At 54.5% G+C, this 14996-nt stretch carries 10 protein-coding genes and 1 tRNA gene; 4 read left to right on the top strand and 7 right to left on the bottom strand.

Annotated elements, in window-relative coordinates; genetic code table 11:
• Positions 1-81 precede the first annotated feature (81 nt).
• Positions 82-597 (top strand): SH3 domain-containing protein, encoded by a 516-nt coding sequence (locus tag JF44_RS0100615; RefSeq protein WP_033067014.1) that lies wholly within the window; start codon positions 82-84, stop codon positions 595-597.
• 87 nt (positions 598-684) lie between these two features.
• Here the strand turns inward: JF44_RS0100615 and JF44_RS0100610 are convergent, their stop codons facing one another.
• Positions 685-1734, bottom strand: coding sequence for a hypothetical protein (locus JF44_RS0100610; RefSeq protein WP_033067013.1), 1050 nt, complete (start codon positions 1732-1734; stop codon positions 685-687).
• Positions 1735-1990: 256 nt separating this feature from the next.
• Positions 1991-3382 carry a class I SAM-dependent RNA methyltransferase gene (locus JF44_RS0100605; protein WP_033067012.1) on the bottom strand — a complete coding sequence of 464 codons (1392 nt, stop codon included), beginning with the start codon at positions 3380-3382 and terminating at the stop codon, positions 1991-1993.
• Between the two features lie 380 nt (positions 3383-3762).
• On the opposite strand from JF44_RS0100605, the gene JF44_RS0100600 reads away from it, so the two are divergent.
• Positions 3763-6390, top strand: coding sequence for a bifunctional diguanylate cyclase/phosphodiesterase (locus JF44_RS0100600; RefSeq protein WP_052065299.1), 2628 nt, complete (start codon positions 3763-3765; stop codon positions 6388-6390).
• 129 nt (positions 6391-6519) lie between these two features.
• Here JF44_RS0100600 and mgtE read toward each other — a convergent pair whose 3' ends face one another.
• From mgtE to JF44_RS0100575, 5 genes are all read right to left on the bottom strand, one after another.
• Positions 6520-7923 carry a magnesium transporter gene (gene mgtE / locus JF44_RS0100595; protein WP_033067011.1) on the bottom strand — a complete coding sequence of 468 codons (1404 nt, stop codon included), beginning with the start codon at positions 7921-7923 and terminating at the stop codon, positions 6520-6522.
• A gap of 136 nt (positions 7924-8059) precedes the next feature.
• Complete coding sequence (locus JF44_RS0100590) at positions 8060-10351, bottom strand: NADP-dependent malic enzyme (protein ID WP_033067010.1); 2292 nt, start codon at positions 10349-10351, stop codon at positions 8060-8062.
• 287 nt (positions 10352-10638) lie between these two features.
• Positions 10639-11535 carry a class I SAM-dependent methyltransferase gene (locus JF44_RS0100585; protein WP_033067009.1) on the bottom strand — a complete coding sequence of 299 codons (897 nt, stop codon included), beginning with the start codon at positions 11533-11535 and terminating at the stop codon, positions 10639-10641.
• The gene (locus JF44_RS0100580) at positions 11532-12734 is read right to left on the bottom strand and encodes an N-acyl amino acid synthase FeeM domain-containing protein (protein ID WP_033067008.1); all 1203 of its coding nucleotides are present in this window, start codon (positions 12732-12734) and stop codon (positions 11532-11534) included. Before JF44_RS0100580 ends, JF44_RS0100585 begins: the two co-directional genes overlap by 4 nt.
• 242 nt (positions 12735-12976) lie before the next feature.
• A tRNA-Leu gene (locus JF44_RS0100575) sits at positions 12977-13064 on the bottom strand.
• Positions 13065-13180: 116 nt separating this feature from the next.
• On the opposite strand from JF44_RS0100575, the gene lipB reads away from it, so the two are divergent.
• Positions 13181-13843: a lipoyl(octanoyl) transferase LipB gene (lipB, locus tag JF44_RS0100570; protein ID WP_033067007.1), complete on the top strand. Its 663-nt coding sequence runs from the start codon at positions 13181-13183 to the stop codon at positions 13841-13843.
• Positions 13840-14850 carry a diguanylate cyclase gene (locus JF44_RS0100565; RefSeq protein ID WP_238318337.1) on the top strand — a complete coding sequence of 337 codons (1011 nt, stop codon included), beginning with the start codon at positions 13840-13842 and terminating at the stop codon, positions 14848-14850. Before lipB ends, JF44_RS0100565 begins: the two co-directional genes overlap by 4 nt.
• The last annotated feature ends 146 nt before the right edge of the window (positions 14851-14996 follow it).

Below are 14996 nucleotides of genomic sequence, written 5' to 3'. Positions count from 1 at the left end.
GCAGTTTTTGTAATTTTATTTCGCAGACGCGAATATGCACAAGAGCGGCTCAGATAAAGTAAACAGGGGAATACCAACAAGATGCCGCAGTTTTTGCGCAGTTTTCTGTATCGCTTCATGGCTTTGGCGATTCTGGGCAGTCTGACCGCGCCGATTGTGGCCAGCGCGCAAGAATCCGGTCTGCCCATTCCGCGATTTGTCGCACTGCGCTCCGACAAGGTATTTCTGCGGGCTGGTCCCGGCCTTCGTTATCCCAAGGTCTGGATTTATCATCGGCGCAACATGCCGATGGAGGTGGTGTCGGAGTTTGATACCTGGCGCAAGGTTCGCGATTGGGAAGGAAGTGAAGGCTGGGTCCATCAAAGTCTTTTGATTGGATCACGTCATGTCATCGTAACCGATGACAGCATCACGCTTTATTCCGCTGCTGATGAAAACGCGCGCAAGATTGCAATGGTATCTGCCAGTGTCATCGGCAGGATCGAAGATTGCCCGTCAACCATGAACTGGTGCCAGTTGCGCTTTGGCGATTTTGAAGGCTGGGCCCCCCGCCATGGCTTCTGGGGCATTTATGACGGTGAAAACATCGAAGGTTAATTGCGCACCGAACATGCATCATAATGCTGCTATCCTGGGCGCATGATCCGGATTGAATTATTCAGCATTCCGGGATGCCTGTATCCATCAGGCATCGACGGATACGCGGTTTGACTGACGTTCTGTCGTGCCCCCACCGCCACTTGATGTCCCATTGCCGCCACTGTCATACCCGCCAAATACCGGGGCATTGAACGGCTGGCCACCACCCGCACCGTTGATGGTTTGACCAAAGAAGTCCTGACCAGATGTGCCATCCTCGTCAACCGTCGGATCAAAGACCGGCGCGTCTTCCTGCTCAAGGAACGGATCAGATTGTGGTTCTGGCAGGCCAAAGCCACCAACAGTCACTGTCTGACTTGCCAACTGTGATGCTATGTTCCCCAGATAAGCCTGCAGGTTTTCCGAAATGCGGCTTTGCGCATCGTCGCGGCCGCTCGTTTCTGATGCTGCCAGTTGCGCCTGCAAGATGTTCTCGCCGGCAACTTGGGACACACGGTTCTGATCGCGGGCCGTTGTCAGGCTGCCCTGATCTGCAGCCAGCGCGATTTCCCGATCCCGCAGCGCTTCCTGTGCGTCATCCACCAAGCTGCGCGCATTGGTAACACCGCCATCATCAGATACATCAATATCGGAAAGTCCGGTCGCGAGATCCTCGGACGCAGAAGCCGACAATTCGACATCAAGGCGGTTGTCTGAAGATGTCCCGGACCCGACTTGCAGCGTGATCGTCTGTTCTGAAGCCAGAAGGTCTATGTCGTTATAGGTACTGTTTGCGGCAATATCGTCGATCTCGGCCAGATAATCTTCGATTTGCGCGTTCAGTTGCGCTCGTTGCTGGCGCGAAAGATCGCTGTTTTCTTCGACGGTGGTGACGATCGCGTCAATTTCGTCAAGCGCATCCCCGATCCGTGAAAGATCGTTTGACGCCTGATCCAAAAGCGCCCCCGCACTGCCAAGCGAACCGTTAAGCTGTTGGCTGGCGTAGCTCGCACTGCGAAAGGCATCCGCATTGCGGTTCGTACTTTGGCTATTGGCGGAAAACTGGCTGTTTTCAGATTCAGCTAACCTGTTCTGCGGTGCGATTGCACGCGCAGTATTGGTATAAATCGGCAGCTGACTGGCCAGTGGTTCCATCGTCATTCCGCACAAACAAGCCGGCAAGGCAACTACATGCTGCGCAGGCAGATGGATCGAACATGCTCAATCCCTTGCCCAATCGACCATCCTGGTGTCCGGTGGAAATATCAGCTAACAGTATAGTATATTAGGCAAGAAAACTTAAGCCCCAAAAGGGATTAGCCGCAGAATCCGCTATAATCGGACGGATTTTGCCGGAATCTTGATGGTGTTTGCGTGGCAAACCACTCTGAAACCTATACGAATCGGTTCCCTATTGGACCGATGTGCGACGCAAAACGGCAAACAATTCCAGATGCGAAGACCACAAAAACTGGTCAACCGGGACAAGTTTCAGGATCTCATAGCCACTGTTGCGCAATACACGCATGTCGCGGCTAAAGGTTGCCGGATTACACGAAACTGCCAACACCCATTCCGGTCCGTCTGCGGCCAATGCCTCGCACTGGGCCAATGCACCGGCGCGCGGCGGATCAAACACCACAAGATCGAAATCACGCAGTTCATCACCAGACAATGGCTGGCGGAACAGATCGCGCTGCACGACCTTGATCGGGCTTCCCGACTGGCCAACCGCATATTGCAAAAGTTCGACCGCGCGGGGGTCACTTTCGACCGCCGTGACCGAACGCCGCTTGCCCGAAAGTGCCAGCGGAAATGTAAAACTGCCAACACCGCAAAAAAGATCGGCAACATGTTTCGGGGCAATTTCCGCAACCACAGATGTCACAGCCTTGACCAAGGCCTTTTCGCCTTCGTTGGTAGCCTGCAAGAAACCACCAGGCGCAATTGGCACATCAACATTTTCAAAACTGACAAGGGGCGTCTGGCGGGCTGCAACCGGTTCATCCGGCAGATCACCGGTTTTCCAGCTCAGCCGTGCAATATTCTGGGCATCGGCAAACTCTGCCAGATCCTGACGCATATCAAGATCAGGGTCCTTGCCTGCCTGCACCAGAACATCAAGACCGGTATCGGTCAGGGTAACAAACACTTCCTTGATGTCACGCGCATCATCGGGCGGACAGGACGAAAGGAACGTCACAAATGCCGCACGAAATGCCATGATTTCGGGGCGCAGCACCGCACAATCGGGCACATTCAGCACCGTATGGCTGAAACGGCCATGAAAACCGACAAACACACCCGTCGCACCGACATGCACCGAAAATCCAGCCCGTCGGCGACTTGCAGGCGGCGAAATTTCAACGTCAGCAATGATGTTTTCGGCATCCTGCGGGTCAACACCTGCACGCTTAAGTGCAACCATCGCCTTGTCGTGTTTCCACGCACGGTAATCGGATTCTTGCATATGCTGCAGGGCACATCCGCCGCATTCTTTAAAATGCGAACATTTTGGCGGGGTATACCCCCCGCCATGGGCGATTTCCTTGATGACTTCTGCGCCATAGCCATCCCCGCGCTTCTGACGCAAGGCAACACGCACCTCATCATCGGGCAAAACGCAATCGACATAGATCAGCACAGATTTTCCATCTGGTGCTGCGACATGCGCAATCCCGTCGCCACGCGCACCAATCTGTTCGATGGTGACGTCTGCTTCAAACCCGATAAGCGGATCACGCCGGGAAGGTTGGCGCTTGCGTCCCCCACGGGCACGGGGATTGCGGTGATGGTGTTTCATGAACTCTCTCTGAGGGCGATCTTTGTCACGCGATTCTTCGCCGGTTTGTGGCGGACGCCTGATTCCCGCCTGAGATACAACACTTCTCTGCGTCCGAACAGGGTCTAACGCAGATTTATATCCGTATTCGCGCCCTCCGACCCCGTCCTTGGAAAGCTTTTTATGCGCGGTATGGAAAATTAATTCCTTAAATGAAGGCGACCCCCCCCTTAAAGTCGTGTAAGAATAACACCATAAAAGAAACAATGCGGATTGACCCGGATCAAGGTCCTTGCCACCGTTTTCGGTAAATCCATCAGCGGGCAATACACCGCTGCAAACGGGGAATACCTTATTTGCACGCGCATCAAGATGGTAAACAGCGCGGTGTCGGGGGATAAATGGAAGAAGAAGTACAGCAGGCTGAAGAAAACGCATCGAAGCAAACGTCACGCTTGAAAAAGCGTGCATTGGCGGCGGGATTTCTGACGGCTGCTTTCTTTGTCGCAGTCACTTTCATGGCCTGGAAAACGGTTGAAACCAACCGCAAGATTATCCTTCAGTCCGCCGGCGAAATCACCGCAAACGCTGTTGCCCGACAGGTCCAAACGATTGTGGAAAACAATCTGGCGGTGCTCGAAAGTTTTGCCGACAACTGGCAAGCTGGCCCGCCCGAAGATGAACGTGAATATCTTTCGGTTGCAACCCCGCTACAAAGCCGGTTCCCCGCATTGCAGGCGATCAACTGGATTACCCCCAACTACATCATTTTGTATGTTGCCCCGATCAAGGGCAACGTACCGGCCATGGGCGCGGATCTGAAACGCCACCCCTTGGCGGGGCCTGTTCTTGATATCGCCCTTGATCAACGCCGCACCCAAATCACACCAACCCTTGAACTGATGCAAGGCGGACGTGGCTTTACGGCCTATAGTCCGGTTCTTGGGCGCGACGGTGAAATCATTGGTGTGATCAACGGGGCATTTCGCATCCGATCCATGCTGGCCTCGGTGATTAACACCGAACAGGTCGAAGATTACACGGTGCGTGTGCGCGAAGGCGACACCGTACTGTTTGAGATCCGGGGCGAAGGCGACGACGAAACATTGCAGCAAACCGTTGCCGTTGATGTCGTTGGCCGCCAATGGCTGGTCGATGTGATCGCCAACCCCGCACTGGCATCGCGCGGAACGGTCAATCCGGAACTGGTCTTGATATTTGGCGGCATCACGGCTGCCCTGTTTTCCGTAATTGTCTTCTTGTTGGCCAACCGGCAAAAAGCAGCAATGCGACGCAGCCTCCATCACATCAACGCCGGGGATGACATCAACGATCTTTTGTTGTCGATCACCAAGCTTGATGGGCATTTGAAATCCATGTCGCCTGAAACGGCGGAATTCTTTGATCTGCGCGAAGAAGATTACGGCTTCATCCGATTCTATAACCTGGCGCCGGAATTCCAGTCAGACGGCACCGCATCGCGCCGGTCACAGGAAAAGATGCTGCTGGCGATCAATCGCGGCGATGAAGAACTCAGGCGTGAATGGATCGTCCGCAGTGCCGAAGGTGTTCATGTTGTCTGTAACCTGACGATGAAGCCATCGACGACAAATCCGGATTGCGTCGACATCACCCTGCACCACAATCCGGCTGCCAATGCATCGGTCAACCGGTTGCGGTATCTGGCAACCCATGACCCGCTGACCGGCTTGCCAAACCATGCGCTGTTTGAAGACCGCCTAAACCAGGCGGTTGCCCACGCCAAGCGGTATGAAAAGCTGTTGTCAGTACTGGTTGTTGATATTGATAACTTCCGGGCCATCAATGACCGCTTTGGTGCCGATATTGGCGATGAAACACTGCGCACAATATCCGGGCGCCTGCGGGCAACAGTCCGTGAAAAAGATACCTGTGCGCGGTTCTCGGGCGATATGTTTGCCATCATCGCAACCGACCTTTCCGAAGCAGAGGGTGCCGCCCTTGTTGCCGAACGGGTGGTCGAGGCGATGTCCCAACCGATTCAAACAACCACCGGCGAGGAAATCCGCCTGCATGTCAGTGTCGGCGTTGCCCTGTACCCCAATGATGCGCGCGCACCATCACAATTGATGGCGAATGCGGATGCGGCAATGTACCGGGCGCAAAAATCGGCCGAATCGTCTTATTGCTTCTTTGTCGAGACGATGAACAATGTGATGCATGCGCGCCTGTCGATGGAAACGCAGCTTAGGCGCGCTGTTGATGAGAAACGCTTTGTCCTTGAATATCAGCCGCGCTATCGGACTTCGGACCGCAGCCTGACCGGCTTCGAAGCCCTTCTGCGCTGGATTGATGACAGCGGGAAACGCCGCCTGCCACCTGATTTTATTGCCGTTGCAGACAGAACCGGCCTTCTGTCACCGCTGGGGCACTGGATCATTGAAACGGTCTGCAAACAGGTTGCCGATTGGCGTCAGCAGGGCTACATGCCTGTGCCAATTGCACTTAATGTCTCAAGCCGCCAGTTCATTCAGGCTGATCTGATCAAGAACATCACTGATCTGACGGCAGAATATGAAGTTGAGGCCGCCATGATCGAGATCGAAGTTTCCGAAGATATCGCCATGCGCGATCCGGAACGCGCCCTTGGTCAATTCTATCGCTTTTCCGAAGCCGGCATTGGCCTGACCCTTGATCACTTTGCCGCAGGCAATACATCACTTCGCTATCTGAAACGGTTCCCGGTTCAACGAATCAAACTGTCCAAATCACTGTTTAATGTGGCACTCGACGAGCAGCCGGAAAACAGCGTCCTTCAACCTGCGATCCGGCTTTGCAAAAGCTTGAACCGCAAGGTCGTCGCGGTGGGTGTTGAAACCGAAGAACAAATGGCCTCGCTTAAGGCTGCCGATTGTGACGAGATGCAGGGCTTCCTGCTGTCTGCGCCACGTGATGCCATTGATACCTACGAGTTGCTAACACAGCAAAGTACGCCGTCGTCGAAATCGGATGCAAAACCCAACTCGTCAGAAAGCCAAACATCGGGCTGATCCGAACGTCAGTCTGGATCGCGCAGGTAAATCAAACCCCGCATCGGTTCTGGTGCGGGGTTTTTCATCATCAGGAAATTCATAGCTTTGCTGGGGTAATGGGGCTGATGGGCCGATGCCCAACACGACTCAAAGCAGGAAGGCCGCAGCAAGGCCAAGGAAGGCAAAGAAGCCAACAACGTCGGTGATGGTTGTCAAAAACACCGATGACGAGACAGCCGGGTCAATCCCGGCGCGTTCCAGACCAAGCGGGATCAAGGCCCCGAACAACCCGGCAAACAACAGGTTGATGATCATCGCCACCCCGATAACCCCGCCAAGCATCAAATCGTCAAACCAAAGCCAGGTCACCAACCCCGACAAAATCGCAAAGGCGACACCATTCAACCCACAGACCGCAACTTCCTTGCGGATGACGCGCCATGCGTTGGTGCTGGACAATTCACGGGTTGCAATCGCACGCACCGCAACCGTCAGGGTCTGGGTTCCGGCGTTGCCGCCCATGGACGCAACAATCGGCATCAGAACCGCAAGTGCGACCAGTTTTTCAATCGTACCTTCGAACATCCCGATCACGGCAGATGCCAGGATCGCCGTTCCAAGGTTGACCAGAAGCCAGGTAAAGCGTGATCGCGTCGTTGCGATGATGGCACTCGACAGGTCATCTTCCTCGCCAACACCGGCAAGGCGCATCATGTCTTCTTCGTATTCTTCGTCAATAACGTCAACGACGTCATCGACCGTGATCACCCCGACCAGCCGGCCGTTGTCATCCACCACCGGGGCGGAGATCAAATCGCGCTGCCGGAACAGATGGGCGACGTTTTCCTGTTCTTCGGTCACGACGACCGTGCGCATTTCATCGGATTCCATGACATCGCGCACCAGAACCGGGCGGTTCGTGCGGATCACGCGTGACAGCGGCACAATGCCCACCGGGCTGTAGCGCGGATCAACCACGATGATGTCGTAAAAATCTTCGGGCAGGCTTTTGGCCGACCGCAGGAAATCAATGGTTTGCCCGACAGACCAATAATCCGGGATCGCCACCAGCTCGCGCTGCATGATACGACCGGCGGTATATTCCGGATAAGACAGGGCCTCTTCAACGCGCGCACGTTCGATGTCCGACAGCGCGCCAAGAAGTTCGCGTTGTTCGTCCTCGTCAAAGTCCTCGATGACTTCGACAACATCATCGGAATCCAGTTCCGTAATGGCCTCGGCCACCACGTCCGTGCCCAGAAGCCCGATGACTTCCTCGCGCAGTTCATCATCAAGTTCGGTCAGGAATTCCGGGTCAAAATCCGGGCGAATAAGATCGACAAGCTGTTCACGCTGGTTGGAGCTGGCCCATCCCAGCAAGTCGGCGATATCGGCAAAATGCAGCTCGGCAAGCAGATCACCTGCCGTATTGCCTTGGTCTTCCCCCAGCGCATCAAAAATCTCACGCGCATATTCAGGTGTCAGATCGACATATTCATCGCCGGTGGACGCATCCGCCGGGCGGTCGAGCTCTTCAACTTGACCTGTCATCTGCCGCTCCCTGATGTACGTGTGGTTTTGCTTCCTGACCGTAAAACGCCGTGCCGGGAACTGTTTGAGATTTCCCGACACGGCTGTTTTTGCGCTATCGCCTGGCCCCGGTCAAGAGCCCGATAGCAGTTTGGTGTTAGGCGTCTTCCTGACTGCGGGTAACCGCATCGACAACCGCAATCGCCGTCATATTGACAATACCGCGTACCGTGATGGACGGACTGACCACATGGGCCGCCTTCGCCGCGCCGACCAGGATCGGCCCAACCGGCAAGCCATCGCCCAGCATTTTCACCATGTTGTAGGAAATATTGGCGGCATCAAGGGTCGGCATCACCAAAAGGTTGGCCGAACCGCTCAGCATCGAATGCGGGAAGATACGATCACGGATCGGCTGCGAAATCGCCGCATCCGCATGCATCTCGCCTTCGACTTCAAGATCGGGGGCCTGGGTCCTGATAAGCTGAAGCGCATCCCGCATCTTGCAAGCCGACTTGTTTTCGTGGCTGCCAAAGTTGGAATGCGAAATCAGCGCGGCCTTTGGCGTAATGCCAAACCGCTTGACCACATCCGCCGCCATGATGGCGGTTTCCGCCACATGTTCGGGGGTTGGATCAACCGACACATAGGTATCGGTCAGGAAGAACGTCCCCTGCTTCATGATCATCATGTTGACGGTCGAGAAGTCGGTAACACCCTTATTCAGGCCGACAAGGTTACGGACATAGCGCAGATGACGCAGGAAACCACCCTGACAGCCGCACAGCATCGCATCGACCTCACCCCGACGCAGCATTAGGGCTGCGATCACAGTCGGTCGTGTACGCACGATGGCACGGGCATATTCCGGGTTGATCCCGCGACGGCCCATGATGTTGTGGAAATCCTGCCAATCCTGTTCGAAATGCGGATTGTCATCGGGATCATGAATTTCGATCTGCTCATCTGGCACAAGACGCAGGCCAAGTTCGGTAATCCGTTCCAGAATCACCTCGCGACGGCCAATCACAACCGGATGGCAGATGCCGTCATCGACAAGCACCTGACAGGCCTGCAAAACGCGACGCGATTCGCCTTCCGGATAAACAACGCGCTTCTTGTGCGCCCGGGCGACGTCAAAGACCGGCTTCATGACAAGGCCAGACCGGAAGACAAAACCTTCAAGCTGCTGGCGATATTCATCAAAATCGGCAATCGGGCGTTTGGCAACACCACTGTCCATCGCGGCCTTGGCAACACGCGGCGGAATTTCAAGCATCAGGCGCGGGTCAAACGGCTTGGGAATAAGGTATTCCGGGCCAAATTTCAGCGCCTCTCCACCATAGGCAGTTGCCACAACATCCGATACTTCCGCCGTTGCCAGATCCGCAATTGCCTCAACCGCAGCAATCTTCATTTCCTCGTTGATCTCGGTCGCACCCACATCAAGTGCGCCACGGAACAGGAACGGGAAACAAAGTACGTTGTTCACCTGGTTGGGGTAATCTGTACGCCCGGTGGCCATCACCGCATCAGGGCGGATTTCCTTGACCAGTTCCGGGGAAACTTCGGGGGTCGGGTTGGCAAGCGCCATAATGATCGGGCCTTCGCCCATCTTGCGCAATTCTTCCTCGCCCATCACGTTTGGCGCTGAAAGCCCAAGGAAAATATCCGCACCCTCGATCACATCGCTCAGTGTGCGGGCATTGGTTTCAATGGCGTATTCGGCCTTCCAAGGGTCCATTTCCTCGGCACGGCCTTTGTAAACCACGCCAAACCGGTCAGTCACAGTGATGTTATGGCGCGGCAGGCCCATGGATACCAAAAGATTCAAACATGCAAGCGCTGCGGCACCGGCACCGGACGTCACAAGGCGGACCTTGTTGATATCCTTGCCAGTCACCCGCAAACCGTTCAGAACGGCTGCGGCAACACAGATGGCCGTGCCATGCTGATCATCATGGAAAATCGGAATATTGCAGCGTTCGCGCAATGCTTTCTCGATGATGAAGCATTCCGGCGCCTTAATGTCTTCAAGGTTAACACCCCCGAAAGTCGGCTCAAGCGCAGCAACAATATCGATGAATTTTTCCGGATCGGTTTCGTTCACTTCAAGATCGAAAACATCGATATTGGCGAATTTCTTGAACAGAACCGCCTTGCCTTCCATCACCGGCTTGGAGGCCAGCGGCCCAATCGGGCCAAGGCCAAGCACCGCTGTTCCGTTGGAAATAACACCAACAAGATTGCCGCGTGCGGTGTAATCGACTGCTGTATCGGGGTTTTTGACGATCTCTTCACAGGCAAACGCGACACCCGGCGAATAAGCCAGGGCAAGGTCACGCTGGTTTGCAAGGGTGGTGGTCGCCGTTACGGACAATTTCCCCGGGGTGGGATACCGGTGATAGTCCAAAGCTGCTTCGCGCAGCTTGTCATTTCTATTTGCCATTATAATACCTTTTAATTTCAGGTATTTACATTAATTAACCGTGAATCGGTTAAATCCTGATAATTCACTCTAGCGGGACCGGCAGACTAATGCAGTTTTCCCCGCGATTGAAGCATTCAGTTCACATCAAGTCCGTGGGCAGCATTGCACAATTCTCAATGCCGTACTTCACAATAAATCAAACATGACGCCCACCGGACACTGTCAATACGGTTCCGGCATTCGTTGGTTGATCATTGTAAGGTATATGGGGTGGGACCAAAAACGAAAAACCCGGTTGGCCAAACTTATTGAAACTCGGCCATTGCAACATATTCCCCATGGTGCAACCGCGGCTGACGGCCTGATCGCAGGTAGCGACTTTTAAATTCTTCTGTCGCGTCAATCGAATGCAAAGCACATCCCTGTTTTTCAAGAAACGCCCCCAAGCGCGGTGCCTCCATCGACCATTTGATCGGTTCACCAATCAGCTTGAGATACAGGAACAACGCAAGCCGCGTATTGTTGCGCGGGCTTTCACGTGGCTCAAGTGCCGTAAACAGAAATTTGGTCCCCACACCAGCAAGATTGCGTATGGACTGAAACATATGCGTTATCTCGTCCTCAGTCAGATACATGGTCACCCCCTCACTGATGAAAAGGGTCGGACGGCTGCTGTCAAACGCGGCAAAACCTTGTAATCGGCTCTCGATGTTCTGGTGGGTAAAATCAACACTCAGATAAGACAGGTTTGCCTGATCGGTCGAAACAGCATCCGCCTGATCAAAGGCATTTTCTTTGAACTTCTGGGTATCGGGATGGTCGATTTCGATGAAATTCACATCGGTAAACTCCCGCGACAACCGATACGCCAGGCTGTCAAACCCCGCGCCGAGGCTGATCACCTGCGTCACCCCGCCGGCAATTGCTTCGCGTGTTTTTTCTTCGATGCACCGCTTGCGCAAAATGTAATGCAGCGTAATGCCCGGCAGAAAGATAAACTCGCGAATGGCTGTTTTGATCCTGATTGCCGGCTTGTCCAACTCTGCCAACCGTTTGCGGCCTTCGTCGGACGCCAGCAGAACCTGTTCGCCCAGGCGATACATTTCATCTGGCACCAGATACCGGTGTTCGGTGCATTTCGCGATATAGATAAGCCCCTGCAAAACCGTATAGGCTGTCGAGCTTGCGGTGTTTTCCTTCAAGAGTCCCTGCCTTCAAAAAAGGTGATCTGGTGTTTGGAATATTCCAGCTTGTTTTCTGCCTGAAGCTTATCAAGGAAACGCTCTGCCTCTTCCAAAGAGGCGCGCGACATGTCGGCAAATTCGTGCACGGTCATTTTGGACCGCAAAATATCGGGGTTCCGAACATCTTCGACCGCCGTTCTGCGCAGCATTTCGACAAAATAGCTCAAACGTTCGCCCAGAGAGGCATATGCATAGATCATGCTCAGGTTGTTTGCGTCGCGAAGTCGCGCAGCCAGAACCCGCATCAGGTCTTTCAGCCGCGTTGGATCCTCATAGCTTTTTTCCCAGAACACATCGCGATTGATCACAATCAATTCGGTATTGCGGCTCGCAACCGCCGTTGCGGATCGTTCGGAACTGTCAATCAGTGAAAGCTCGCCGAACATATCGCCTGGTCCCAGCCTCGCCAGATAGAGCGTTTTGTCCGCAGCTTCATGAAAGCAGGTGATATCAACGCCACCCGTGGTGATCAGATATGCTTCGTCGCCCGGCTCCCCCTGGGAAAAGATTTTGGTCCCCTTGTCGACCAGATACCAGGTAAAGCACCCGCTGAACTGTTCCAGCAGGTCCTTTTTCTCCCGGAACATGCCAAAGGCCCAGCGATACATTGACGCCATCGGCGTTGCAAAGGGCGATATATTAACCCCAAAGTCCCCCATCGGCACCGGCGAGGACAACCTTTCCCACCCCAGCCGTTCATAGATGCCCGCTGTCTCATCGTTCACCGTCGCAACAATATGGGTAACCCCCAACATGTGACCGATATCAACAGCCATCCGCAGAAGCCCTGCAAACACATTGCGACGATTGCGCCACTCTGCTGCAATCGCAAGCATCCCGGCACTGGCAAAGACCGGCTGGCTCCGACCAGCAGCCTGTTCCTCTGCGGCAATGCGTTCCCGGTAAGGGGTGAAATCAAAGGTGTGATCTGAGGGCAGCTTAAGTGCGGTATCCAGATTGACCCGGATCGTCGCAATTGGCACATCATCGCTATAGGCGATGATATTGGCAACCGACGGTATGGCGTCGAATACATCGACGATTGCATCATCATATTCTTCGGCAAAGCGTCCCAACTCGGAATAGACCTGATAACGCAACCGATAAACATCACTCAGTTCTTGTTCGGTTTCGGCAAGTTTTATTCTGATAGACATCGTATCGCCTTCACGCCTTCGCTATCCCGATGGCCTTATCGAGGGCAACCGCAAGAGGCTATGGCGACACCGACTGAAAGGGTATGGGACTTCCTTTAGTACCGACCTTCACACCAATACGTGTCCGACAATAGCCATAACCATAGGTTATACAAACAAAATTTGTGATGTTTTGGGCTGCGCGATGCAAAGACATGCCGGAATCAAAAAGGCCCTCCCTTAAAAATAAGGGAAGGCCTTTTTGGTGCGGTCGAGAAGACTCGAACTTCCACGGGCTATTAACCCACAGCGACCTCAACGCTGCGCGTCTACCAATTCCGCCACGACCGCATATGTATGTCCACAAGCCCTTGAGGTATCGAAGCGGGCTTGCCTTGGCGCGGAAAGGGAGATAGCAAATTGGTATCCCCTGATCAAGGGCTCATTTCACTTATTTGACAGGAAAAATGCAAAGCAACGCCCCCACCGTGCAAATCCCCGAGTGGCGCACCACCTCCGGGTTGGTATCCTACCCCGAAGCGCTTGCCGAAATGGAAGCCCGCGCAGAAGCCATTCATGCGGGCGAAGCCCATGAACTTGTTTGGTTTCTTGAACATCCCCCGCTCTATACAGCGGGCACCAGCGCGCATATTGACGATCTTGTCGATCCAAATCGCTTTCCTGTCTACGATGCAGGGCGTGGCGGCCAATATACTTACCACGGCCCGGGTCAGCGGACAGTTTATCTGATGCTTGACCTTAAGAATCGCGGTCGCGACGTGCGCGCCTACGTCCATAACCTTGAAGAATGGGTGATTCGCACCCTTTCGCTTCTGGGAGTCACGGGTGAACGACGTGACGGACGCGTGGGCATCTGGGTCGCACGTGACAATGGCCGCGAAGACAAGGTCGCCGCCATTGGTGTGCGTGTGCGCCGGTGGGTCACTTTCCACGGCATTGCGATCAACGTTGCCCCGGACCTGTCACATTTTGGCGGGATTGTACCCTGTGGCATCGCAGAACACGGTGTGACGAGTCTCAAGGACCTTGGCGTGGATATTCCTATGGAAGAACTCGACCGCCTGTTAAAACAAACCTTTAGTGAAATTTTTCCCGGACCTTCTGAATGAATGACAAGTCGCAACCGGCCAGGGCAGAAAACCTGCCAGCCAAAAGCAGGCAAACGGGCCACAAAATGCCCGAAAGCGTTGCTGATGGCGGCATGGCCGATGCCGAACGCGACATATTGGCAGAACTTGAAAAGGCGCTGGGTGAACATATTGCGCTGTTGCTGCGCTGGAATCGCAAACTGCTGCTGCCCAATTCATCAGCGCCAAATGATCCGCATGATGCCGACGATGATGACCATGACTGCGATTTTGGCGCCTGGCACGCCCTAAACCGCCACAATCGCCTGATCGACCAGCCCGCCATGCACGCCTTGGCGACCACCCATCAGCAACTTCACGATTCTGCAAAACGGCTTTTGTCGGCCTACGAAGTTGATGGTGAAGTCGATTCGGCAGAATTTGACATGATGTCTCTGCGTGCGGAGTCGTTCTTTGCCCAACTGCGTCGCCTTGAACGGGCGTTTCGAACCGCACGATCCGATGTCGACCCGCTAACAGGCACCTACAACCGTCAAACCATGATGGGCGACCTTAATTCCGAACGGGAACGTACCATTCGCACCCAGGTGCCGACCGCAATTGCCCTGGTCGACCTTGATCACTTTAAATCGGTCAATGACACCTATGGTCATCAGGCCGGGGATGTGGTGCTGCAGGCGGTCGCAGGCATCCTGCAATCGCATGTGCGCCCGTTTGACAAGGTTTACCGTTATGGTGGCGAAGAATTCCTGATTTGCCTGCCCAATGCCGACATGAAGCAATGCGCGCGCGTGCTTGAACGTCTCCGGCGCGTGATAGAAGCCTCTCCCGTCGCCATCTCTGACGACACCGTCCTGCCGATCACGGCCTCTATCGGCGCGGCCCCGATGACCAAAAACAGAACCGCCGAACAGATCATTGAAAAGGCCGACAAGGCCCTTTATGCCGCCAAGGAAGGCGGTCGCAACCGGGTGCGTGTCTGGCGCAATCCCGATCGCAAACCTCGGGCCGGAAAACACCAAAAGTAACTCGGCAGAATCCGAGATTCTTTTAATTTCGCCTCAAGACATCTGTTACCGCATCAGGCCCGATTGTGCCCAACGGCCCGCAGGCGGTGCACCTTATGATTTGGCAGCCCCGCTGGATCACACGGAAAATATTTATCGGCCTTATT

Source organism: Thalassospira australica (assembly GCF_000763295.1).
GTDB lineage: Bacteria > Pseudomonadota > Alphaproteobacteria > Rhodospirillales > Thalassospiraceae > Thalassospira > Thalassospira australica.
Note: the sequence above shows the minus strand (reverse complement) of the source record. Positions and strands in the feature narration are given on the sequence as shown.

What these genes read in the sequence shown, in the direction of transcription:
- JF44_RS0100610 (WP_033067013.1), bottom strand. Translation starts at nt 1,734, where the DNA reads ATGGAACCACTGGCCAGTCAGCTGCCGATTTATACCAATACTGCGCGT.
- JF44_RS0100580 (WP_033067008.1), bottom strand. Translation starts at nt 12,734, where the DNA reads ATGTCTATCAGAATAAAACTTGCCGAAACCGAACAAGAACTGAGTGAT.
- JF44_RS0100605 (WP_033067012.1), bottom strand. Translation starts at nt 3,382, where the DNA reads ATGAAACACCATCACCGCAATCCCCGTGCCCGTGGGGGACGCAAGCGC.
- mgtE (WP_033067011.1), bottom strand. Translation starts at nt 7,923, where the DNA reads ATGACAGGTCAAGTTGAAGAGCTCGACCGCCCGGCGGATGCGTCCACC.
- JF44_RS0100615 (WP_033067014.1), top strand. Translation starts at nt 82, where the DNA reads ATGCCGCAGTTTTTGCGCAGTTTTCTGTATCGCTTCATGGCTTTGGCG.
- JF44_RS0100590 (WP_033067010.1), bottom strand. Translation starts at nt 10,351, where the DNA reads ATGGCAAATAGAAATGACAAGCTGCGCGAAGCAGCTTTGGACTATCAC.
- lipB (WP_033067007.1), top strand. Translation starts at nt 13,181, where the DNA reads ATGCAAAGCAACGCCCCCACCGTGCAAATCCCCGAGTGGCGCACCACC.
- JF44_RS0100565 (WP_238318337.1), top strand. Translation starts at nt 13,840, where the DNA reads ATGAATGACAAGTCGCAACCGGCCAGGGCAGAAAACCTGCCAGCCAAA.
- JF44_RS0100600 (WP_052065299.1), top strand. Translation starts at nt 3,763, where the DNA reads ATGGAAGAAGAAGTACAGCAGGCTGAAGAAAACGCATCGAAGCAAACG.